Source organism: Alteromonas sp. ALT199 (assembly GCF_018619335.1).
Classification (GTDB): domain Bacteria; phylum Pseudomonadota; class Gammaproteobacteria; order Enterobacterales; family Alteromonadaceae; genus Alteromonas.
This window is the reverse complement of the sequence record NZ_JAHHDX010000129.1, coordinates 1-23,382: the sequence shown is the minus strand read 5'-3', so window position 1 is coordinate 23,382 and position 23,382 is coordinate 1. Positions and strand designations below refer to the sequence as shown.

Below are 23,382 nucleotides of genomic sequence, written 5' to 3'. Positions count from 1 at the left end.
ACGAGCGCAAACACTTCTCTATTTTCGGCAACATACACTATTTAGTCACGTTCATGTAAACAATCTCTTTGGCATGCATTCTATCGCAGTAACTGATCGCTTATTACCTTAGCTTCCTATCTACCCTTGTATTAATTAACGATGAACCAGTTTCATTGGAAGGAGGATAACAACATGGCAAATGTATTAGTGATTGGCGCAACAGGACAAATTGGCAAACAAGCAACGGTTAAACTTTTAGATGCGGGGCACAAGGTGCTAGCGCCAGTTAGAAGCCCAGACAAATTATCTGACATACAAAATGACAATCTTAGTGTAGTAGAACAAGATCTAGAGAGTGACTTTTCTGCGCATTTTAAAGATATTGATGTTGCTGTATTTACAGCAGGCTCAGGTGGTAACACAGGTGCTGATAAAACGTTAATGATTGACCTATGGGCTGCGCGTAATGCAGTAAACTATGCTAAAGCTGCCGGTACACCTAAATTTATAATGGTCAGCTCTATTGGTGCAGGCGATCCTGATAGCGTAGATTCGGCACTTAAGCCGTATTTAGTTGCAAAGCACATGGCTGACGAACATTTATTAAATAGCGGCTTACATCATATTATTCTTCGACCTGGCACCTTGTTAAATGAGCCTGGCACGCATTTAGTTCGCACCGATATGCCTAGCAACAAAGATGATGCTGTGATACCCAGAGAAGATGTAGCAACAGCGATTGTAGAAAGCGTTGCAAAAGAAGGAAGTGAAAATGTAATTACTCACTTGTTCAAAGGCGATACACCAATTTCTCAAGTAATATAGGTCTGGTGCAGCTCTTCTGCTCTTGGAAAATTAAAGCGTTTTTCATGAGCAGAAGAGCTTAAAATTTGTTGGTAGGATAATTTAGGTGCGCCGCTCGTTAATAACGATGAATTAGGCGCATCCCCAAGTTCGAAACTATATTGCTTATGAGGCAGGCTACCCTGTCTGCGCTAAGATTCAGCAATAGTTATTTAGGGAATTAACGACTGACTCACCCAATTTCCATTAGCGTCTTTTTGATGCCACTCACGACTCTGAGGGTTACCTCTTAGATTTAGGTAATCTACGCTATCAATAGCGAGCATTATCACACAAAAGTGAGGAGGTACTTCACTGAAATCGCCCTGTATCTGAAGCGCCGAACCATCATTTCTTGGTGTTCCTGGTACACCCCACAAAAATTGCTTTTTACCTGCATCTGACAATTTGTTCCAATGCTGTCTAACTAACTCACTATCTTGACTCGCAGTAGCGATAGTTGCCACACAAGAAAATCGATATTGTTCTCGAGTTTTAGAGAAATACCAACATATTTGCGCACTAGGGTTCTGACCTAGCTGTTTGTACTTTTCTGAACGGCTATCAGAGATAACAACCAGTTTATTGTCATCAGTGATCCCTCTAAAAACTACCGTCCGGCAAAACGGCCCACCTTTGGCGTCAACCGTCGCTAATTGGAAATACCGACTTTCAGGTAAATTACGGGTTTGGTGTAGACTTTTTGTCAATCCTTGTCGCCACTGGGGCATAGTCACCTCCGGATAAACCGACTACTACTTCAACTACGCCGCTTTCTTTTTATCGGCTAATGAAAATAGTGTATAGAAGTTTCGCGTTGTGATTTCGGCGAGCTCTTTCACCGTCACGCCTTTAAGTTCAGCAATAAACTCTGCCACTTCAACCACATAACCTGGCTGATTTTGTTTACCGCGATGGGGTACTGGCGCAAGCCACGGAGAGTCGGTTTCAATAAGTAGTCGCTCTAAAGGGATAACTTTTACCACTTCACGTAATTCATCAGCAGAATTAAAGGTTACTATGCCAGAAATAGAAATATAAAAGTCCATCTCTATTGCTGCATGTGCCATTTCCAAAGATTCAGTAAAGCAATGCAAAACACCTTTGGTGTGCGCAGCCTTGTGTTCACGGAGTAAGTTAATGGTGTCTTCCCTTGCATCTCGCGTGTGAATAATTAACGGCTTTTTAGTTTCGTTGGCTACTTTGATGTGGTCGACGAATGATGTCAGCTGAATATCTTTACTTTCCGGGCTATAGAAATAGTCCAGCCCAGTTTCGCCAATGGCTACGACTTCTTCACGCTGTGCCTTCTCTAACAGTTCTTCATAACTGCACGCTTCATCTTGATGCAGTGGGTGCACACCACAAGATACTGAAACATCATCAAACTGGCGAACAGCTGCTAACATGCTGTCGTAATCGCCAACAGATACGCACACACAGAGGAAGTGTTCTACACCTCGCGTTCTTGCAAAATTTAAGGTTTCAGCCAGCTCTTCTGGCCCTTGCTTAAGTCGGTCTAAATGACAATGAGAATCTACGAACAAACTACACCTGTTTTAATAAATTACTGTCAGACAAAAGGGCTTCAATAAGCCTTTGTTTGCCTACTAACGTTGAAATTGTTTTAGTAACCCAAAAAGTACCATCGATTTATTCACACCTGAGTGCTGCAGTGTTCTAACCGCATCAACACACTTTTTGTAGCGTGCAAAGTCGACGGACTGCTGACGTTTCATGTATTCGTCATGGGCCATTTGTTGGCACCACAATGCGACTTGTTGCGCATTGCCCTGCCACTTGTTAGCAAGCGTTTGTGCTTGCAAATTTGAATCGCCTGCTAAAAGCGCCTGTATGCCATCGCGAAAACTGCGATAGCTCATGTCTTCGTCACCAGAAAGCGCTTCTTCTACGCGAAGAGGCGCGTAACCATAGGCAGCGAGTAATGCCTCGCTTGCATCTTCTACGCCTTTAGCGTTTAAGTAGTTCAAACTCTCTGATACTGATGGTAGCGAAAGTATCTGCCGTTCACATCGACTTAAGATGGTTGGCATAATCTTGTTAATACTGTCAGTGATCAACAGTAAGAATGTATTATTTGTGGGTTCTTCCAAGGTTTTCAACAGTGCATTAGCCGCCGCTTCCGTCATGGTGTCAGCTCTAGGGATCAGCAACACTTTATTCCCTCCCATTTGCGCTGTACCAGAGAGCTTGGCGATGCCTTCACGGATTTTATCCACACCTAACTGCTTTTCACTTTCTAAAACATGAAAGTCAGGATGGTTTCCCGCTTGTCTCAAATGGCAGCTTTGACATTGCTCGCACGGCCCATCAACACTGGGCTGTTTGCACAATAAGGCGTTACTCAAGCCCGATGCAAGTTGATTTTTACCAATTCCCTTGGGTCCGGTCAGCAACAACCCGTGGTGCAATTTTTTAGCTATATACCGAGACAATAAAGTCGCGTAAGTTGCCGAAAACCAAGGTAGCACTTGCATTACCCCTTTCCCTTCTGACTTATGTTTGTAGCGGCATCACGGCCATCGCTACCATTGACTGTCACATAGTCGTTGATAGTGGCTATAACATCTTGATGGACTTTTTCCATAGGCTGCATTGCACTTACCACAACAATAGACTCATCTTGTTTGGCAAGAGACAAGTATTTAGCACGGGTGCGCTCAAAAAAGGCGAGCCCGGCTTGCTCAATGCGGTCGAGTTCCCCTCGCCCACGAGCTCGCTCTAGCCCTACCGCCGGTTCGACATCCAGATATAAAGTTAAGTCTGGCTTGAACCCTTTAAGTGCAATGTCACTGATAGCCGTCATTGTTTCTGCGCTTACGCCTCGGCCGCCACCTTGATAGGCTTGAGAAGACAGGTCGTGCCTATCGCCAACTACCCACGCCCCAGCATCTAGCGAAGGGAAAATCTTATTGGTAAGTAACTGAACGCGAGCAGCGTACATGAGAAGCAGTTCTGTTTCCTCGCTAACAGTTTCATCCCAATCGTGCTTTACACATTCTCGGATAGCCTCAGCCATAGGTGTGCCACCTGGCTCACGAGTCTGCTCAACGCGCTTTCCAGCGTCTTTTAACGCTTCTACAATCAACCCTATTACAGAGCTCTTTCCGGCCCCTTCAAGGCCCTCTACTACAATAAACTTTCCGCGCATTACTTTTTAAACTCTGTTTTTATTTAGCTATAACGTATTAGTTAGGTATGTTAACCAGTGCGGCTATCGTTTTAACTGGTATTTTCGCACAGCTGCATTGTGATCAGCTAGTGTAGTGGAAAATTGATGGTTTCCATCGCCCTTCGCTACAAAATATAAAGCGTCCGTTGCTAATGGATGAAGCGCCGCATGAATGGCTGCCTTGCCTGCCATAGCAATTGGTGTAGGCGGTAACCCCTTAATAACATAAGTATTGTAAGGTGTTGCCGTACGCAAATGCTTTCGGGTAATATTTCCGTCAAACATAGGCCCGATACCGTAAATAACCGTCGGATCCGTTTGAAGACGCATGTTTTTATTAAGTCTATTTACAAACACTCCGGAAATCATGTCACGCTCTTCAGGTACCGCTGTCTCTTTTTCAATGATACTGGCCAAGACGAGCGCTTCGTAAGGTGTCGCTAGAGGTAGTTCGGCATCGCGTTGCTCCCATTCGAAAGAGACAAATTCAACAAGTGCGCGATGTGCTCTTTTCAATAGTTCACTGGCTTTTGTGCCTTTGGTAAAGAAATAAGTATCAGCCAAAAATACCCCTTCTATCTGCGATACGTTTTCGCAGCACCAGTCAACGCGGTTACCTAGGGTGAGCTGAGTTAACTTCTCTTCATCTAAATCAAACACCAGCTCAGTGTTTTGCTTAAGTACTTCAAGCCATTGCGCTAGCGTCAATCCCTCAACTAAACTTACCGCGAAAAGATGCTCGTCACCTTGAGTAAAAAGAGTAAACACATCTACTAGTGACTGGCCGGGGCGAAGCATATACGTTCCCGATTTAACTGACGTGCTGCCTGCAAAGAATTTAAGCCATACTTTAGCCACGAACGGTGGCACATCAGTTATTTCTGCTTTTCGCAAAAGCTTCACCGTGCGATAAGCATTACTACCGCTTTCTATGGTAAATAAGGTTTCACTTTCCAGCGTTAATTCTGTAGCGACTTTGCTAGACACATACATTACACCAGATGCTGCACCAACCACTGCAATCATGATAAGGGACAATAAAGTAATAATGGCCCATTTCATATTCGGGCATCCCTTGTGTACATTGTTTTACATTCCATTTTGCTTCGTTCTACTGCTAATAGTTTTATCCATGCAAACGTCTCTACGCTTTTTTGTATGCGTTTATGATATCGACCTTTGTGTTCGCTTTTGCGCTGATTTCCGACCTTGTGTTTACTGTTCGCTTTTTACCGCATTACTAAGACGTGTCTTTAGGGCAACAATTGCACTGCTTTTAACGTCGAAATTGACCAAAGAAAAATCCGTCATTCGTATTTGTTTCACCGGCATTACGCCCATCAGCGCGTTGGTAATTACCACTGCACTGGCTTTTCGTAAATACGATAGGTCGTACTGACCAACGTTAAGTGCGCAATTATCGTTTAACAGCGAATCAATAAGACACTGCCTTACAACGCCATTTACCCCACTTCCTTTTAAAGACGGCGTATACCATTCATCATTAAGATAAAAGAACAGGTTACCTGCGCTTGCTTCGATAATACTATCTTGGGTATCGCAAACGATAGCGTCATTGGCTCCAGCTTCATCTACTTCATGTTTTACGAGTACTTGCTCAAGCCTATTCATATGCTTTACGCCAGCAAGCAGTGGCTGAATGGCTAGCCTGGTTTGCGCACAAATCACCGTCACACCCTCATCAGCAAGACTATCGTAATGACTTGGGTGTGGGTGCTGACTAAATCTTACTCGTGTTTCGCTGTCTTTACTTCGCGCGTAACCTCTACCCGCTTGACCACCAGAAATGTGGACTTTTAGCACATACTTAGACGCGTTCTCATCTGAGGCATTTTTTATCGCACTAACTTGTTCAGCGATAGCTGTTTCTAGGGTATGGATATCGATATCGAGTTTGATGGCAGCAGTATCGTGCTCTAAACGGGAAAGATGATAAGGTAATAATTCTACTTTGTGTTCGTTCACCATCAATGTGGTAAACACACCGTCTCCGTAATTAAACGCCCTATCACTTGGTGAAATAGGCGTAGCGCTGGGAATAATTATCACTGCCTACTCTTGTTTGCCGTTACTATCTTTGAGGGAAGTATACCAACTTGCATTGGTCAAACAACTTATAGCTGTGACCAATTGTTTGACTCGCCAATAAAGAAAGCCTGACACGTACAATTTTCGACGTTATATTTCTTTATAAAAACAACAAAAGGCAGCCGAAGCTGCCTTTTAACTATAAGTGAAAAACACTCATATTGTATTAGATACGGTGCGTTAGATACGCTTGAAAATCAATGAACCGTTTGTACCACCAAATCCGAATGAATTACATAGTGCGTAGTCTTCATTGAATGCTTTCGCTTTGTGTGCAACAAAATCTAAGTCGCAACCTTCACCTGGCTCATCTAAGTTAATGGTTGGCGGCGCCATTTTGTCACGCAGTGCCAAAATAGTGAAAATTGCCTCAACCGAACCCGCGGCACCTAGTAAATGACCTGTCATTGATTTAGTAGAGCTAACAAGTAGCTTATAAGCATGATCATTGAACACGCGTTTTACCGCAGCCACCTCAGCAATGTCGCCAGCAGGTGTCGATGTACCATGAGCATTAACATAGCCAATGTCACTTGCATGCATCTTTGCATCGTTGATCGCGTTTTGCATAGATGCGGCAGCGCCTTCACCATCTTCTGGTGGTGAAGTCATGTGGTACGCATCACCACTCATGCCAAAACCAACAAGCTCAGCATAAATCGTTGCGCCACGTGCCTTAGCAGCTTCGTATTCTTCCAGCATTACCACGCCAGCGCCCTCACCCATGACAAAACCATCACGGTCTTTATCCCATGGGCGACTTGCTGCTTGTGGGTTGTCATTACGAGATGACAATGCACGTGCTGCGGCAAAACCAGCCATACCAAGCGGTGTAATTGACGCTTCTGCGCCCCCAGCCAGCATGGCATCAGCATCACCGTAAGCAATCGTTCTTGCAGCAATACCAATATTATGAACGCCTGTTGTACAAGCGGTCACAACGTTTAAATTCGGTCCTTTCAACCCTTCCATGATAGACAAAAAGCCTGAGATCATGTTGGTAATGGTTGAAGGTACAAAAAATGGTGACACACGCTTTGGGCCACTATTTGTCAGTTTTAAATGGTTTTGTTCAATTTGTTCTAAACCACCAATACCAGAACCAATAGCTACACCTACACGATGCGCATTATCTTGTGAAACAGTTAGACCAGAATCGACCAAGGCCTGTTTGCCTGCTGCAATACCCAACTGGATAAAGCGGTCCATCTTCTTTGTTTCTTTCTTTTCAATGTATTCCTGCGGATCAAAATCGTTAATTTGACCTGCGAAACGGGTTGAATAGTTACTACAATCAAAATGGGTGATTTCACCAATGCCGCTTTCGCCCGCGAGCAGTTTGCGCCATGTGTCTTCGCTATTAAGACCTAATGGTGAAAGCATTCCAAGACCAGTAACCACTACGCGACGTTTTGTCACAAAAAGCCCTCGCTTTGGAACTAAGGTAGGAGATACAAAAACGGCTCTGTAAGAAGAGCCGCTTTGTCGCTACTTAAGACTTATGCGTCTTTGTTAGCGTTGATGTAGTCAATTGCAGACTGAACAGTAGTAATTTTTTCAGCTTCTTCGTCAGGAATTTCAGTATCAAATTCTTCTTCCAAAGCCATTACTAGCTCAACAGTGTCAAGTGAATCAGCGCCTAAATCGTCAACGAATGAAGCTTCTGCTTTTACTTCTTCTTCTTTCACGCCAAGTTGTTCAACAATGATTTTCTTAACGCGTTCTTCAATGTTACTCATAATTCTAGGTTTCCCTTAAAACGTCACTAGATAATAAAAGTGCCGCTAGTTTATTTTGCAAGGTGCATCCTTGCAAGCACCAGTTTAAACAAATTTTCTGGTCAAACCAGCGACATTCGAAATTTGTAAAATACTATTTTTACATCCAAGTTCGGGTAAATACCACCCCAAACTAAGGAAAATTCGCAATTTTGCGAATTTACCCCATATACATACCACCGTTTACGTGGATAGTTTCGCCTGTAATATAGGCTGCACCATCGCTCACTAAAAAGGCAACAGTGGCTGCAATTTCATCAGGCGCGCCTAAGCGGTTCGCCGGAATGTCTTTAAAAATGGCTTCTTTTTGGTCATCGGTCAGCGATTTTGTCATATCGGTATCGATAAAACCAGGCGCCACAACGTTGATTGTAATTCCACGAGAAGCTACTTCACGAGCCATTGATTTAGAAAAACCGATAACCCCTGCTTTCGCTGCAGCATAGTTTGCCTGACCAGCGTTCCCCGCACTACCCACAACAGAACCGATATTTACGATGCGCCCACAACGCTTCTTCATCATACCGCGAAGCACCGCTTTTGACAGTGTGAAAATCGACGTTAAGTTTGTGTCGATAATATCCTGCCATTCGTCGTCTTTCATGCGCATTAGCAAATTATCGCGTGTGATACCTGCATTATTGACCAAAATATCGATACTACCAAAAGCTTCGTTAATGGCTTTTAATGTTTCATTGACACTTTCTTTGTCGGTGACGTTTAGCGCAAAGCCCTTGCCGCCAAACTCACAAAGATAGTCGCTGATTGCTTGAGCACCGTTTTCACTGGTTGCAGTACCAATAACCGTAGCACCTTGCTGTGCAAGCTGTGTGGCAATTGCCTTGCCTATACCCCGGCTTGCGCCGGTAACAAGCGCAATTTTACCGTCTAATTGACTCATTGCGTTTCCTTATTGTTTTAATGCTTCAACACCATCAGGTGTATTAACTGCAAGAGACGCGAGGCTCTTATCAATACGTTTATTCAGTCCGGTAAGTACTTTACCAGGACCGACTTCAATAACGCGCTCAACACCCGCTGCCGCTAGGTATTCAACAGTACGAGTCCATTGAACGGGGCAATATAGCTGTCTCACTAATGCGTTTTTGATTGCATCACCTTGAGTTTCAATGGTGACATCAACATTATTCACAATATTGATTGCAGGCTCATTAACGTTCAATGACGATAACGCGTCTTCTAACTTATCTGCCGCAGGGCGCATTAACTCGCAGTGTGAAGGAACACTTACCGCAAGCGGAAGTGCGCGCTTAGCGCCTGCTTCTTTACACGCATTTGCGGCCTGCTCGGCTGCATTCTTTTCCCCAGCAATAACCACTTGTCCCGGAGAGTTAAAGTTAACTGGCGCTACCACATCTCCTGTAGCAATCGCAGTTTGCTGACAAACATCAGCAATGGCAGCATCGTCTAATCCAATAATGGCATACATAGCACCCGCACCTGCTGGTACGGCTTCTTGCATGTATTTACCACGGGCTTCTACGAGCTTGATAGCATCAGCAAAATCCATGGCGCCGCCGCAGACTAGTGCTGAGTATTCACCAAGACTGTGTCCTGCAAGGTAATCTACGTCTATGCCCTGTTCGCGAATAACACGCCATATTGCAACACTTGCTGCAAGTAACGCTGGCTGCGTGATATGCGTCTCGTTAATTTTACCGTCTGCATCGTTTTGGACTAAATCCCACAGATCATAACCTAATGCGTCAGAGGCTTCTTTAAACGTTGCTACGATAATAGGAGAAGTCTCAGCAAGTTCCTTAAGCATACCTACGCTTTGAGAACCTTGTCCTGGAAATACACAGGCTGTCTTTGTCATGTCGATTCCTTATTATTTTTAATTTACTAGAAACGAGAATACGTCGGAGTTGGAGTGCCCCCCTAACGAGGCAAATATCACCAAGGCAAGTATCAGCTAGGCTAATAACGCACAAGCGCTGATGCCCAGGCAAATCCGCCTCCGAATGCTTCTAGTAATAAATGCTGTCCCCGTTGAATGCGCCCGTCTCTTATTGCCGTATCAAGTGCTGTGGGTACGGTGGCGGCAGATGTATTACCATATTGCTCTAACGTAAGCACAACTTGGTCAAGAGACATATTCAGCTTTTTAGCTGTTGCTTTAATAATTCTAAAATTTGCTTGGTGTGGTACTAACCAGTCAAGATCAGATTTTTGCATACCGTTCGCAGCAAGGGTCTGTTCAACCACTTCCGAAAGCTTAGTTACCGCTACTTTGAAAACTTCGTTACCACGCATAACTCCCCAATTCTCGTGAACCGATTGTTCATCGCCTCGCGTTGGGTTACCTACGTACAATAAATCTCCGTAAGAACCGGCAGCGTGAATATGTGTAGATAAAATACCTGGTTCGTCACTGGCTTCAATAATAGTCGCGCCTGCTGCATCACCAAACAAAATGACCATGGTTCTGTCTTCAGGGTTTATCAGACGACTTAAACAATCTGTACCGATGACAAGAATACGCTTTGCCATTCCCGACTTAATGTATTGATCAGCCACACTTAGCGCATAACAGTAACCCGCGCATGCAGCTGCCACATCAAACGCTGGAATGCCATCTAAATCGAGAATACGTTGAATTTCACATGCTGTGCTTGGAAGCGCATAGCGACCACTTGTGGTAGCGCACACAATCATGTCAATAGATTTAGGGTCGATTCCCGCCATTTCAATGGCTTTTTTACTGGCTTCTGCCCCCATGGTAGCAGCGGTTTCGTCTGCTCCAATAATACGTCGCTCTTTTATCCCAGTACGGTCAGTGATCCAATCATCACTGGTGTCCACCATTTGCTCTAAATCTGCGTTAGTACGCACGTCGCTGGGATAATAGCTACCTGTTCCTATAAAGCGTGAATATTTGCTCAAAGCTGCTCCAACAATACCGTTTCTATCTTAGTCTTTATCTTTTCAGGCAAATGCATCTTTGCTTCTTTCATTGCTTGCACGATGGCGTAATAAAAGGCATCTTCTTGTGCATTTCCATGACTCTTGATAACAATGCCGCGCAATCCTATCAGACTCGCACCGTTATACTGGTCGGGGTTCACGCTGTTATAGATAGATTTCAGTAGTGGGAAGGCAATTTTAGCCAATAATCGGGTGTAAAGATTCTTTTGAGACTGGCGTCTTACTTCGTTTATCACCAACTTAGCAAGTCCTTCGCTGGATTTAAGCGCCACATTTCCGGTGAAACCGTCGGTGACCACCACATCGGCATGGTCGGTGAAAATATCATCACCCTCTACATAGCCAATATAATTAATACCTGGCGCATCTTTAAAGAGTTGGTCAGCAGATTTTACCTGCGCGTTACCCTTTATATCTTCTTCCCCTACGTTCAATAACGCGACACGTGGCGAGTCAATTCTTTCCACTTCTTGAGCAAGCACTGAACCCATAACACCGTATTGGAAGAGTATCTCAGGCGTACAGTTTACGTTAGCGCCCAAATCTAAAAGAAATACGTTATGGTGCCCGGTAGTCGGCATCATATTAATAAGCGCGGGCCTATCAATGCCTGATAAGGTTTTCAATAGATAGAAAGACAGGGTTAGTAGCGCACCGGTGTTACCTGCACTTACGCACGCATCAGCCTCGCCGCTTTCGACGAGCTCAATAACGCGACGCATGGAAGAGTCTTTCTTATAGCGTAGTGCTGACGTTGGCGCTTCGCCCATTTCAACCACTTGCGAGCAGTGCTGTATATTTACGCGATTGCGCTCAGCATTAGTAAGCGGTTGTATACTTGACTTGATAATTTCTTCGTTGCCGCACAATGTGAAGTGCACATCGGGGTGACGTTGGATAGCCTTTACGGCTGCAGAAAGGATAACAGGGGGACCATGATCGCCCCCCATGATATCTAACGCGATGGTTAGTGTAGACAAAATGTAGTCGCCGTATTACGCGCCGATTACTTTCTTGCCTTTATAATAACCGTCAGCAGTCACGTGGTGACGACGGTGAGTTTCGCCTGACGTTGAATCGACAGACAAAGTCGCGCCTGTCAATGCATCGTGTGAGCGACGCATACCGCGCTTAGAACGCGTTTTACGATTTTGTTGTACTGCCATAACTTACTCCTGGTCTCGCTTAAGTTCTTTCAAAACCGCAAAAGGGTTTTGCCGCTCTTGTTCCGGTTCAATCTTTCCAAACGACATATCGTCTCGCTTCACTGTACACTCCGACTCTGCATGAAGGGGTACAATTGGCAAAGATAACAGTAGCTCGTCTTCAAAAATTTGAAGCAGATTAACTTCTCCGTGGTCGTTGACCTCTACCGGTTCGTAAGCCTCGGGAATGATGTCATCGCTTTCCTGTTCTTCTCCCTGCACTGGAGTAAAACAGAATTCCGTTTCCACGGGATAATCAAGTTCACCATTACACCTTTGACAGATAAGTGTTACCTGCGTGGCTAAATGGCCGTGAAAGACAGTAAGACCCTGCGCGTCTTTTTCAAACTGTACTTCTGCGTCCACATAGTCACTGCATCGGACAACTGTTTCACTCAATCGTTCCATATCTTTAGACGCAATCACGCCCCGATAATCGGAACGTTTCATGGCACTTTTAGTCGGTTCAACCGAATGAGGGAGTTTCACTTTCTGCATAGGGCGCGCATGATATAGGGTCAACCCCTTCCTGTCAAAGCAAAATTGCGTTTTAACCTACAATAAAAGGCTGTATGTCGTCCGCGGTGATAATGTAACATTGTGCATGAGGGTCAGTTAACCTTTGAAATACGTATTGGGGTCTAAATGGCACACGGACCGCTGCAAAAAATGTACATCAAAGATTAATAAGCCTTAATGTTATGCAACACAATGATTTTATAAAAGGAGTATTTGTGGCCTCTCTTATCCTCGCTTCGTCATCGCAATACCGCAAAATGCTGCTTGCCAACATTGGTATTTATGTAGACACCCGCACACCTGATATAGACGAAACTCCCTTCGCAAATGAAAGCCCTACTGCGTTGAGTTTACGTCTTGCTGAGCACAAAGCACTTAAAGTAGCCGCAGATTTAGGTAAAGTAAATAATATAGATAGCAACACCATTATTATTGGCAGTGATCAAGTGGCTTTGGTAAAAACCGATACAGGGCCACAGTTGCTGGGCAAACCAGGTACGTCTGAAAATGCGGTAAAACAGCTTATGGCGTGTCAAGGTAAACAAGTGTCATTTTACACCGCACTTTGCCTTCACCAACCTAGTACCAATAAAACGATAACAAAGGTAGATGAAACACGGGTATTCTTTCGTCACAATAGCGAGGCTGCCATTTGTGCCTATGTAGCAAAAGAGCAGCCACTAGACTGCGCCGGCAGTTTTAAAAGCGAAGGTTTAGGCGTATTACTGTTTGATAAAATAGAAAGCCGCGACCCTAACAGTTTAATCGGTCTTCCTATTATGCTGCTAAATGAACTATTGAGCGCTCACTTCGATGTGGATTTGCTAGCGATGGCAGCCCAGTAGCTGTACTTACAATCAAAGGCAGCGCTATTTAAATAGCGCTGTTTCTAGTTCGCTTATAGAGTGTACAAGTGCCACAGGTGACAATGCTTCTAAATGAACCTGTGCATGTACGCCGTACGACACCCCTATTCTATCCATACCTATGGTTTTAGCCATTTGCATGTCATAGGTAGTATCACCAATCATCACAGCATCTTCTATTTCAAAGCCAAGTTCACCAAGAAGCTGCAGCAGCATATCCGGCGAAGGTTTAGACTCGGCTTCATCAGCGGTGCGCGACGCACTGAAAAAACTGCCCGTTTCTGTTTGTAACCAAGCTCGGTCGAGACCGCGGCGCGCTTTCCCTGTCGCCACGGCTAACGTGCACCCTGCTACCTTTAAACTACTAAGTAACCGCTCTACGCCATCGAATAGCGGACACGGCGTAGTATCACGACTAACAAACGCATCTTTATAGGCGGCGACTAAACGCTCTGCTAATTCATCATCTTCTATTTTGAAAAGCTGCTTAATAGCAGGCTTTAAACTTATGCCAATAATATGGCCTACTTCATCATAGGTTGGAATTGGCATACCACACTGCTCTGCTGCAAGCTGCATGCAGCTGACTATTTTCGCCGCCGAGTCCATCAAGGTACCATCCCAATCAAAGATGACTAATTTATACTTGGGCTTATTTTCGATTAATACGTTAATAGGCTGCGTTGCCACAGCCTGATCTTTTGAGTACATAACTTATAGCGCTTTAAGTATATTTGAGAGTGCACGGTCTAAGGGTGCTGTGAACGTCACCCGCTCTTCTGTTGCCGGATGCAGAAATGAAATACTGCGAGCGTGAAGAAACAATCTATTCAGCCCTTTTTGACGCATTGTTGCATCAAAGTCTTCATCACCGTACTTAGAGTCGCAAGCTATGGGGTGCCCCGCGTGTAAACAGTGAACCCGAATTTGGTGGGTTCTACCTGTAATAGGCGATGCCTCTACTAAGGTCGCACCCGCGTATTCTTCTAATACGCGGTAGCGGGTTTCAGATGGTTTGCCGTCATCACTAACGCTTACCATGCGCTCACCCGACTGCAGCACGTTTTTACGAAGCGGGGCTTTAACTTTAAATCGCGTCTTAGGCCACTCACCCGCAACCAACGCATTATAACGTTTGTCCATCTTGCCAGTACGAAGTTGTTCATGCATATGACGAAGCGCAGAACGTTTCTTGGCAATTAAAATACAGCCAGAAGTATCGCGGTCGAGCCTATGTACTAATTCCATAAACTTGGCATCGGGGCGCAGCGCTCTTAAACCTTCTATTAAACCAAAACTCAAGCCGCTTCCACCGTGAACCGCCATACCCGATGGTTTGTTCATAACAAGTAAACGGTCATCTTCAAACAAAATATGTGATTCTAATGCGGCGATCTTATCTAGCTTCGGTGAAGGTGCTGGCGCACCTTCCGACACGCGCACGGGTGGAATTCTGATTAAGTCATCTGCTTGCAACTTGTATTCAGGCTTAACACGACCTTTATTCACTCGCACTTCACCTTTTCGCAAAATGCGATAAATCATACTTTTCGGCACGCCTTTCAACTGCGTACGCAAAAAGTTATCGATACGTTGACCAGCCGCGTCGGCTTCAACCGTTACAAAACGTACTTTTTTGGGGGCTTCTTCTTTCATCCAAATAGTATACCCCATTGATATTTGCCCCTGCTAATTGAAACGTACAAATTAATAAAAAAAGACGGTTTCGCTTTAATTTTAAGCAAAGTGCCAGTTATTAACGCAGACCAATACAGTTAAATGAAGATATACACAATTTATTCACTTGCTTTCCTTGCTAAATTTAAGGTTTTGGTGCGATAATTAACGTCGTTTTTTGCGCGGTTAAATTCACACATTTGAATTATGAGCGTCGGCGGTTGATAAGACCCCTACCCTCAAAAAGTGAAACTCAGCGTTGTAAAAACAACAAACAAGACCGGAACAGCAATCAGCAAACAATGGAGATGCTGTTCAAACTTGTAAACGATAAAGCATGGCGCAGTGTTGGTAGCATCCGCAATGAAAAAGTAATTTTCATACCAACCGAGCTAGAGAGGCAACGACTACACTGCCGTAATAAAGCAAACGCCATTGCTTGCGAACATAAAATAAGTTTGCCGTTAACTAACAGAATTAAATGACACGCGAGCAGGAACGCTTGCTCGAAATAAAGAATATAGTAATAAGGGCTAGTCGCTCCCGACATCCTTAAAGCAGTGTGACCAAAGTGTTCACCCAATTGTTTTTGAAAAACATCGGCGAACCCAGCAATTTTAGGCGCTAAAAACGGCGCTATTAGGGTCAACCACCAGGGATAATGCGACGATACAACAAAGTCCCCGTCCAGCCGTGAGGTTGCGCGGTGAGGTTTTGCACATGTCACTTTAATTTTGTGTCTTAACGGCTGTACTAAAAACAGAGTTAGATACAATGAAAAGAATGCTAATTAATGCAACTCAGCAAGAAGAGTTGCGCGTTGCCCTTGTTGATGGGCAACGGTTGTACGATTTAGATATTGAAAGTCCAGGGCACGAGCAGAAAAAAGCGAATATTTACAAGGGTAAAATAACCCGCGTCGAGCCAAGCTTAGAAGCTGCTTTTGTCGACTATGGTGCAGAGCGCCATGGTTTCCTTCCTCTCAAAGAGATTGCCCGCACTTACTTCCCTAAAGGTTATAAATTCGAAGGCCGCCCAAACATCAAAGATGTGATCAAAGAAGGCCAAGAAGTCATTATTCAAATTGACAAAGAAGAGCGCGGTCAAAAAGGTGCAGCCCTGACAACGTTTTTGTCACTGGCAGGCAGTTATTTAGTGCTTATGCCAAACAACCCGCGTGCTGGTGGTATTTCTCGCAGAATTGAAGGCGACGAGCGTACAGAACTAAAAGAGTCATTGAGCAAGCTTGAGCTCCCGGAAGGTATGGGACTTATTGTTCGCACTGCTGGTGTAGGCAAATCTTATGAAGAATTAGAATGGGATTTAAAAGTCTTACTTAAGCACTGGGAAGCCATTTCAGAGGTCGCTGAAGAGCGTGAGGCGCCTTTCCTAATTCATCAAGAAAGTAATGTTATTGTCCGTGCTATCCGCGACTATCTGCGTCGCGATATTGGCGAAATTCTTATTGATAAAACAAGCATCTATGAACAAGCGCTACAGCACATTCAGTTGGTTCGCCCTGACTTTGCAAACCGCGTAAAGCTTTATCGCGGTGAAGTTCCGTTATTTAGCCACTATCAAATAGAAAGCCAAATTGAGTCTGCGTTCCAGCGTGAAGTACGCTTACCGTCCGGCGGCTCAATTGTTATCGACCCAACCGAAGCACTAACATCAATTGATATCAACTCTGCCCGCGCAACTAAGGGTGGTGATATTGAAGAGACTGCTCTTAATACTAACTTAGAAGCGGCAGACGAGATTGCTCGCCAATTGCGTCTTCGCGACTTGGGCGGCTTGGTAGTTATTGACTTCATCGACATGACGCCAGTACGTCACCAACGTGAAGTCGAAAACCGCATGAAAGACGCGGTTAGAAGCGACAGAGCCCGTGTACAGTTAGGCCGTATCTCGCGCTTTGGTCTGTTGGAAATGTCACGTCAGCGTTTGCGTCCTTCTTTAGGCGAGTCTGCGCATCACGTATGCCCACGCTGTTCTGGTCACGGAACTATCCGCGGTACAGAGTCTTTAGCGCTGTCTATTCTTCGTATTTTGGAAGAAGAAAGCATCAAAGAAAACACAGGGCAAATTGAAGCACAGTTACCTGTTCCAGTTGCGACCTATCTACTTAACGAAAAGCGTAAGTCAATTCAGCTTCTTGAAAAGCGTCATGGCGTAGATTTGCTACTTATACCAAATGCAAATTTAGACACACCGCATTACCAAGTTTTACGTCGTCGCCCTGATGATGTTGTTTCAGAGTCAAGCTATGACGTAGAGCTTATGCCTGCTGTAGAAGCTGAAACTGAAACGACAACTGCTGTACCGGTTAAACGTGAAGAGCCCGCGCTTAAAGGTTTAGTGGCACCAACAGCAGCACCTGTTGTTGCACCTAAAGAAGAGACCGTTAAGAAAGCTGACGATGTGCCTTCGCTGTTCGCACGCTTTGGCAAATGGATTAGTGATTTATTTGGTAGCGAAAGCGAAGAAGAAACCAATAAAGACAAGAAAGAACAGTCTGGTAACCAAAATAGAAATAACCGCAGTCGCAATAACGACGACCGTCGTCGTAAGCCGCGCAATAAAAACAATCGCCGCGGCAGCCAGTCTAAAGGCAGAGACCAAGATAAAGATCAAAACCGCGATGGCGAGCAGAAAGATAATCGCAAACCGCGCGCAAGTCAGCGACAAGATCAGCGTCAAGATCAAGACGACAAGCGCAATAACAAAGGGCGCAAGCCGCGTAAAGCACAACAGCCTCGCGATGAGCAGCAAAAGCCAAAGCAAGAGAGACACGAGGGTGAGCAGCAAGAAAACCAAGCGCAGAAGAAGCGTGAAGTGGCCGAACGCAGACAACGTCGTGACAAGCGCCGTAGCGTTCGTGTGAAGAAAGATGATACGGCTGTAAATACTGCAGAACTAAACGATAGTCAGACAGCCCCTGCAGCAAAAGATGCACAGGTGCAGCAAAAGCCAAAGGCTGATGCAAAACCTAAATCATCTAAAGCTGAGAAAGCACCAGCTGAAAATAATGTTGAGTCAAAGCAGGACGCTAAGAAGCCAGCGCCACAAGCGGAACAACAAACTGCAGACAAGCCTGTTGACGCTAAGCCAGTTACAGCTGAATCGGATGTGACTAATAGTGGTAAACAAGCTCCAGTAGCTAACGACATGGTTGAAGGCGTTGAAGCGCCTACTGATGCGAACAGTGAATCTAACAGTGAGGAACAGGGTCAAAAACGTGAAGGTCGCGGCCGTTCGCGCCGTTCACCTCGCCATGTTCGTGCCGCTGGTCAACGTCGTAAGAAGGAAGCGCAGCAAGTTGACGACGCAGATACTCAAGCTAAGCAACCTGGCGAGCTTTCACCGCAAGCACCTGAGGCTGAAGTTGAGGCGACAGTTAAAGCTGAAGCGCCTGTTGTTGAAGAAACGCAAGCACAGGAGCCTGGTCAACTAGCGCCAGCCGACGAGCAGCCAGCATCTAACCAAGGCAAGCAAGAAAAAGCCAAGCTTGATGTTGAAGCCGTTCAGGACGAACTTCAGTTTGATGCAGAGCCTTCAGCGGATGATAAAGTATCAGCGGGTGATGAGCCTTCAGCTGATGATATATCCTCAGAAGTTGAAAAGCCTTCAACAAGCAATAGCGCTGCTACCGAAGAAGTACAAACTCCAGTACAAGAAAGCGTATCTGACGAAAGAGTGCCTGAAGCAAAAGTTGAATCAACGCCAGCTGAAAGTGGCGATACTAAAGAAGCAACTGAAGCTGTAGAAGCAACATCGCCTGAACAAGGTGAAATTAACCTGTCTGAAGCACCTGCAAATGCTGAATCTGAAACGCCAGCAAAATCAGAGGCTCCGACGGTTCAAGATAAACGCCCTGTTAGAGCAGTACCGTCCTCAATTAGTCTTGCGGCTAGCGGCAAGGGCAAGCGCGGCGCATCTCATCCAATGGCTTTGCCAGCAGTAGTGAATGATGAATTTGTTGATGTTGAACTTACAGCTAAAGCTAACGATTCACGACCAGCGTTAGTTGTCTCGGGTAAAACAGCGGCAATGGCGCAAGCAGCCTCAAGAGCATCAGCGACCACTACTCTACCTCAATCAGTAGACGAGGTTGTAGAAGCGGCAGCAGTGGCAGAGTAAGTTTCAGTCGCTAGTACTCTGCTAGCAAATTGATGTAAAAGCCGCTTTCGAGCGGCTTTTTTGTTTGTTAGTGTACTTTTAATATTGGGCCGGAATTGAGAATAAAATGTCAGGCACAGTAAACCAGCAATATATCGATTGGTTAAGCCAAGTGTGTAACGCACGGGTATCAAATACGCAGCTAATCCAGCCTCTTTGGAGCGGTTACGGGGCGTGCTTTCGCGCCACATTAGACTATTCCAGTGACGGCGTTACAAATGACAGTGAACATAATCGCGCTGTTTGTTTAAAGCAAATTCAGCAAATACAAGAAAGCTCTACAACCCTACATAAAGCCAACCACCAGCCAGTTACTAAAGTTGTGGTAAAATGCGCCACTCCGCCAAACACACTTTCACACCCCAAAGGCTGGAACGGCGAGGCAAGTCACAATCGCAAGTGCCAGTCTTTTAAAGTTGAAAACTTTTTTTACAGCGACGTTCAATTGCAAACCGACGCTTCGTGCCGTACAGCCAAGTATATTAGTCACAGCCAACAAGGTGAATCCTCACTTCTTATTATGGAAGATTTAACGCACTGTGGCTATACACGCACAGCTTCTTCACTCACCGTCACACAGTGCAAAACCGTTTTAAAATGGCTAGCTCACTTTCATGCACGCTTTCTTAACGTAAAAAAAGAGTTTGATAGTCGAAATACTACATTGTGGCCAGAAGGCACTTATTGGCACTTAGCTACTCGTGAAGACGAGTTTCAAGCCATGCCAGATGGTTTGTTAAAACAAAATGCCGTCGCTATCGCCAAAATGTTAGCCAGCGCTAATTATAAAACGCTTGTTCACGGCGATGCTAAAGTGGCTAACTTTTGTTTTACCAAAGATTTTGCCAATTGTGCCGCTGTTGACTTTCAGTATGTAGGTTATGGTGTCGGCATTAGGGATGTGGCTTACTTTTTGGGCAGCGCATTATCCACTGAGACCCACATTGCCCACCGGGACGCTCTACTCAGAACTTATTTTCTCGCGTTAGAAGATGCGTTACTCGCTCGTTTATTAAAATACGACAACCTAACTAACTTCAAACACTCCGACATTAAACATATCATTGCCGAATGGAAAACCTTGTATCCTTTTGCCTGCGCCGACTTTTATCGGTTCTTAGCGGGCTGGAGCCCGGAACATTGGAAAATAGATGCTGAGCTTGAGTACCAAACTAATATCGCCTTAGCCGCCTTAAAGTGAAAAGATTAAAGCAAGGCCCTGAATACATAATCAGGCAAGTACTAAACCCACAGAAGCTCTGCCGATTTTTAATCCTCTTTACTTATAGGCTGTATTAAAAGCTTCAAGGCAGTGATGCCGTATTTATTGAAACCTTGCGAGGGAATGGATATCGATTAACCATCAGAAAATCACCATTTCGTCTCATCAGCTATTGCATTAAAGCCTTATCCATCCTATTTTGAACGCTCGTTCAAACCTTAATCAAGGATAATCATGGCTCGTTCACCTTCATCATTACTATCACGGATATGTTGTGCTACCGCTTTAGGCCTAGGTCTGCTGTCATCACCTGTTTTTGCGCAAACAGGAAATACCGATGCTATGCAGGTAGATAAGAAAGAATTACGCGCGCCCAAAGTTATCTTTTTTGATGTAAACGAGACCCTTCTTGACCTCACTGCCATGCGCAGTTCAGTGGGTGAAGCATTAGGAGGGCGAGATGATTTGTTACCGCTTTGGTTCTCTACCATGCTGCATCATTCACTGGTTGATTCAACTACCGGTCGCTTTCATACCTTCGGCGAAATTGGTGTTGCCTCACTTTTGATGGTAGCTGAAATTGAAGGTATTGCCTTAACCAAAGAGCAGGCTAAAACGGCAATTGTTACGCCTCTTAGAAGCCTTCCTCCACACCCTGACGTACACGATGGCTTACAAGCACTGAAAGACAAAGGCTATAAACTGGTGAGCCTCACCAACTCGTCTAACAAAGGCGTGTATACCCAGTTTAAAAATGCAAATCTACTGTCTTACTTCGACGAGCGACTCAGCGTTGAAGATATTAACTTGTACAAGCCCGATACACGCACTTATGAGTGGGCTATTGAAAAAATGGGCATAGCGGCAGAAGACGCTATGTTAGTCGCGGCTCACGGTTGGGATATTGCTGGTGCTAAGCAAGCGGGCTGGCAAGCTGCGTTTATCGCTCGACCGGGCAAAGTACTCTATCCGCTGGCTCAAGCTCCTGACACTGTGGTGAGCGGGCTAGATGAGCTGGTGTCCCAATTACCCGATGTAAAATAGATTTGGATCCTCAATAAGTGAGACATACGTCCGCGTAAAGCACGATGTATCGGTTGGCATTGCTTAAAACCCTCGCCAGAAAGTTAGAGCGAATGCCAACTGATTGTGCAATTTGGACTTCGCTCAGAAGAGAGCTAAATAGCGAGTTAGCTCTTTGCCGTGCCAACCCTTTTCATATCGATATGGGGAATGTCATCTTCTAAATACATGGTTGATGTGGCTTTAAACCCAAAGCTTTCATAAAAGCATTTTAAATACTCTTGGGCGCCAATTTCGATATCACAACCGGGCCATAGCGACTCACAATGATTGATCGCTTCACGCATAAGCGCTTTACCTGCCCCCTTTCCACGAAAAGCCTCATTAGTAGCAACTCTGCCAATACTCACCGATGGATAACTAACCCCTCCTCCCAGTAACCGTGCGCAAGCCACTAGTTTGTTTTCTTTAAAACCCATTAAATGATGAGTTTGTGGATGACGGTCTTTTTCATCAAGTTCTGGATAAGCACAGTTTTGCTCAACAACAAAGACATCAACTCGCAGCTTAAGCAGGTCGTAGAGTTGATGATTAGTCAGTTCGTTAAATGTAGAAGATTGCCAAGAAACCATGTTGCCTCGATAAATTTTTATTAGTAACTATTTGATAGCGAGTTATATTTAGTACTTAACATTGAAAAGCCAAAGCTTGTTACCCGCACACTTAGTGTAACGCAAAGAAATTTACCCACAAAGCGCTTAACATTTGCTTAGAACTGTTCGCCTTTAAACTCAATCCAACCGCTTTTAACAAACTGAGTTACGTTACATTCAATACCTAAAGGCCATTGTTAGGCGTTCCACTTGGGGTTGAGGTATTCATTCTTCGCCAAACCAGTTTTTACATAGTCGATGAACATTTTAACCTTGGTAAGGTTTTTTCGTCCTTCAACACTCACCACTTGTATAGGCAGCTTTTTATCTTCAACGTCTTCTAATAAGCTAATCAATTCACCACGTTTAAGCTCTTCTGCAACCTGATAAGACATAAGCCGCACAACACCAACACCATCTAACGCGGCATTAATTGCTGCTCTATTTTGGTTACTCTGGAAGCGAGGCGTGAGCTTAATGGGTACAGGTTTACCTTTTTTATGGTAGGTCCATACAGTAGGTTCATTAAAGCGCGTAGGATACAAAATGCTATGCTGCTTTAAATCTTCCGGTTTATTAATAGGGGGATTAGCTTCTAAGTAGCAGGGTGCCGCGCAAGTTACGCGCTTTACGTACCCAACTGTAACACCATATAGCGAGGAATCTTTCGGGTTACCAATTCGGATTGCTATATCAATATTACCATCAATCAAATTCACTACGTCATCGTGAAAATGCCCGTTAATTGTAATATCAGGATAATCCTTAAGGAACTTTGAAATAATCGGCGTTACATAACGCTCACCGAATAAAATAGGCGCGGTAACATTTAGTTCACCTTGAGGCGCCAAATCTAAACCGGAAACGGCGGCTTCACAATGTTCGATGTCCGCTAATATTCGTGAGGCATGACTTAGGTAATGTTCTCCGACTTCACTTAGTCTTACTTGACGTGTGGTGCGATGAAAAAGTCTGGTGTTTAACTGGGTTTCTAAATAGGCGATGCAACGAGTAACCGCTGGCGCTGACATAGACATAGTATCAGCAGCACCAATAAAACTTCCCGATTTAGCTGCCTCGACAAACACTCTCATGCACAGGAGCTTATCCATACTATTTCACTTTTTGAAATTATAAATTTCAAAAATAGCCAATTATTAATTAAAAAGAAAGCACTAGTATTG

General features: G+C 44.7%; 23 protein-coding genes. 5 read left to right on the top strand and 18 right to left on the bottom strand.

The window, feature by feature from the left end; genetic code table 11:
• The first annotated feature begins 174 nt into the window (after positions 1-174).
• The gene (locus KL866_RS14420; RefSeq protein WP_025254981.1) at positions 175-807 is read left to right on the top strand and encodes an SDR family oxidoreductase; all 633 of its coding nucleotides are present in this window, start codon (positions 175-177) and stop codon (positions 805-807) included.
• A gap of 191 nt (positions 808-998) precedes the next feature.
• Here KL866_RS14420 and KL866_RS14415 read toward each other — a convergent pair whose 3' ends face one another.
• From KL866_RS14415 to yceD, 14 genes are all read right to left on the bottom strand, one after another.
• A complete protein-coding gene (locus KL866_RS14415; protein WP_214995646.1) occupies positions 999-1,556 on the bottom strand; it encodes a pyridoxamine 5'-phosphate oxidase family protein in 558 nt (185 codons plus the stop codon).
• Positions 1,557-1,589: 33 nt separating this feature from the next.
• Positions 1,590-2,372 carry a TatD family hydrolase gene (locus tag KL866_RS14410; RefSeq protein ID WP_214995644.1) on the bottom strand — a complete coding sequence of 261 codons (783 nt, stop codon included), beginning with the start codon at positions 2,370-2,372 and terminating at the stop codon, positions 1,590-1,592.
• 63 nt (positions 2,373-2,435) lie between these two features.
• Positions 2,436-3,323 carry a DNA polymerase III subunit delta' gene (gene holB / locus KL866_RS14405; RefSeq protein WP_214995642.1) on the bottom strand — a complete coding sequence of 296 codons (888 nt, stop codon included), beginning with the start codon at positions 3,321-3,323 and terminating at the stop codon, positions 2,436-2,438.
• A complete protein-coding gene (gene tmk, locus KL866_RS14400) occupies positions 3,323-3,997 on the bottom strand; it encodes a dTMP kinase (RefSeq protein WP_214995640.1) in 675 nt (224 codons plus the stop codon). The genes holB and tmk overlap by 1 nt, the downstream gene beginning before the upstream one ends.
• 63 nt (positions 3,998-4,060) lie before the next feature.
• Positions 4,061-5,080: an endolytic transglycosylase MltG gene (gene mltG, locus KL866_RS14395; protein WP_214995638.1), complete on the bottom strand. Its 1,020-nt coding sequence runs from the start codon at positions 5,078-5,080 to the stop codon at positions 4,061-4,063.
• A gap of 153 nt (positions 5,081-5,233) precedes the next feature.
• The gene (gene pabC / locus KL866_RS14390; RefSeq protein WP_214995636.1) at positions 5,234-6,088 is read right to left on the bottom strand and encodes an aminodeoxychorismate lyase; all 855 of its coding nucleotides are present in this window, start codon (positions 6,086-6,088) and stop codon (positions 5,234-5,236) included.
• 219 nt (positions 6,089-6,307) lie between these two features.
• A complete protein-coding gene (gene fabF / locus KL866_RS14385; RefSeq protein WP_025254974.1) occupies positions 6,308-7,546 on the bottom strand; it encodes a beta-ketoacyl-ACP synthase II in 1,239 nt (412 codons plus the stop codon).
• An 80-nt stretch (positions 7,547-7,626) separates the two neighbouring features.
• A complete protein-coding gene (gene acpP, locus KL866_RS14380) occupies positions 7,627-7,866 on the bottom strand; it encodes an acyl carrier protein (RefSeq protein WP_012518211.1) in 240 nt (79 codons plus the stop codon).
• Positions 7,867-8,065: 199 nt separating this feature from the next.
• Entirely contained in the window at positions 8,066-8,806 is a 741-nt protein-coding gene (gene fabG / locus KL866_RS14375; protein ID WP_025254973.1) for a 3-oxoacyl-ACP reductase FabG, read from the bottom strand.
• A gap of 9 nt (positions 8,807-8,815) precedes the next feature.
• Positions 8,816-9,745 (bottom strand): ACP S-malonyltransferase, encoded by a 930-nt coding sequence (gene fabD / locus KL866_RS14370; protein ID WP_214995634.1) that lies wholly within the window; start codon positions 9,743-9,745, stop codon positions 8,816-8,818.
• A 101-nt stretch (positions 9,746-9,846) separates the two neighbouring features.
• Positions 9,847-10,812 (bottom strand): beta-ketoacyl-ACP synthase III, encoded by a 966-nt coding sequence (locus tag KL866_RS14365; protein WP_025254971.1) that lies wholly within the window; start codon positions 10,810-10,812, stop codon positions 9,847-9,849.
• Positions 10,809-11,834: a phosphate acyltransferase PlsX gene (gene plsX / locus KL866_RS14360; RefSeq protein ID WP_025254970.1), complete on the bottom strand. Its 1,026-nt coding sequence runs from the start codon at positions 11,832-11,834 to the stop codon at positions 10,809-10,811. Before plsX ends, KL866_RS14365 begins: the two co-directional genes overlap by 4 nt.
• A gap of 15 nt (positions 11,835-11,849) precedes the next feature.
• Positions 11,850-12,020, bottom strand: coding sequence for a 50S ribosomal protein L32 (rpmF, locus tag KL866_RS14355; protein ID WP_012518206.1), 171 nt, complete (start codon positions 12,018-12,020; stop codon positions 11,850-11,852).
• Positions 12,021-12,023: 3 nt separating this feature from the next.
• Positions 12,024-12,557 (bottom strand): 23S rRNA accumulation protein YceD, encoded by a 534-nt coding sequence (yceD, locus tag KL866_RS14350; RefSeq protein ID WP_214995661.1) that lies wholly within the window; start codon positions 12,555-12,557, stop codon positions 12,024-12,026.
• A 236-nt stretch (positions 12,558-12,793) separates the two neighbouring features.
• Between yceD and KL866_RS14345 the strand changes: the two genes are divergently transcribed.
• Complete coding sequence (locus tag KL866_RS14345; RefSeq protein ID WP_214995631.1) at positions 12,794-13,423, top strand: nucleoside triphosphate pyrophosphatase; 630 nt, start codon at positions 12,794-12,796, stop codon at positions 13,421-13,423.
• A gap of 24 nt (positions 13,424-13,447) precedes the next feature.
• On the opposite strand, the gene KL866_RS14340 is transcribed toward KL866_RS14345, so the two are convergent.
• Positions 13,448-14,155, bottom strand: a complete 708-nt coding sequence (locus tag KL866_RS14340; RefSeq protein WP_214995629.1) for an HAD-IA family hydrolase — start codon at positions 14,153-14,155, stop codon at positions 13,448-13,450.
• A gap of 3 nt (positions 14,156-14,158) precedes the next feature.
• Positions 14,159-15,100, bottom strand: coding sequence for a 23S rRNA pseudouridine(955/2504/2580) synthase RluC (gene rluC, locus KL866_RS14335; RefSeq protein ID WP_214995659.1), 942 nt, complete (start codon positions 15,098-15,100; stop codon positions 14,159-14,161).
• A gap of 795 nt (positions 15,101-15,895) precedes the next feature.
• On the opposite strand from rluC, the gene rne reads away from it, so the two are divergent.
• From rne to KL866_RS14320, 3 genes are all read left to right on the top strand, one after another.
• Positions 15,896-19,261 carry a ribonuclease E gene (gene rne, locus KL866_RS14330; RefSeq protein WP_214995627.1) on the top strand — a complete coding sequence of 1,122 codons (3,366 nt, stop codon included), beginning with the start codon at positions 15,896-15,898 and terminating at the stop codon, positions 19,259-19,261.
• 106 nt (positions 19,262-19,367) lie between these two features.
• Complete coding sequence (locus KL866_RS14325) at positions 19,368-20,501, top strand: phosphotransferase (protein ID WP_214995625.1); 1,134 nt, start codon at positions 19,368-19,370, stop codon at positions 20,499-20,501.
• Between the two features lie 255 nt (positions 20,502-20,756).
• The gene (locus KL866_RS14320; protein ID WP_025254962.1) at positions 20,757-21,566 is read left to right on the top strand and encodes a haloacid dehalogenase type II; all 810 of its coding nucleotides are present in this window, start codon (positions 20,757-20,759) and stop codon (positions 21,564-21,566) included.
• A 146-nt stretch (positions 21,567-21,712) separates the two neighbouring features.
• Here KL866_RS14320 and KL866_RS14315 read toward each other — a convergent pair whose 3' ends face one another.
• Both KL866_RS14315 and KL866_RS14310 read right to left on the bottom strand, forming a co-directional pair.
• On the bottom strand, positions 21,713-22,177 hold the full coding sequence (locus KL866_RS14315) for a GNAT family N-acetyltransferase (protein WP_025254961.1): 465 nt from the start codon (positions 22,175-22,177) through the stop codon (positions 21,713-21,715).
• A 218-nt stretch (positions 22,178-22,395) separates the two neighbouring features.
• Complete coding sequence (locus KL866_RS14310; RefSeq protein WP_025254960.1) at positions 22,396-23,310, bottom strand: LysR family transcriptional regulator; 915 nt, start codon at positions 23,308-23,310, stop codon at positions 22,396-22,398.
• Between the last annotated feature and the right edge of the window lie 72 nt (positions 23,311-23,382).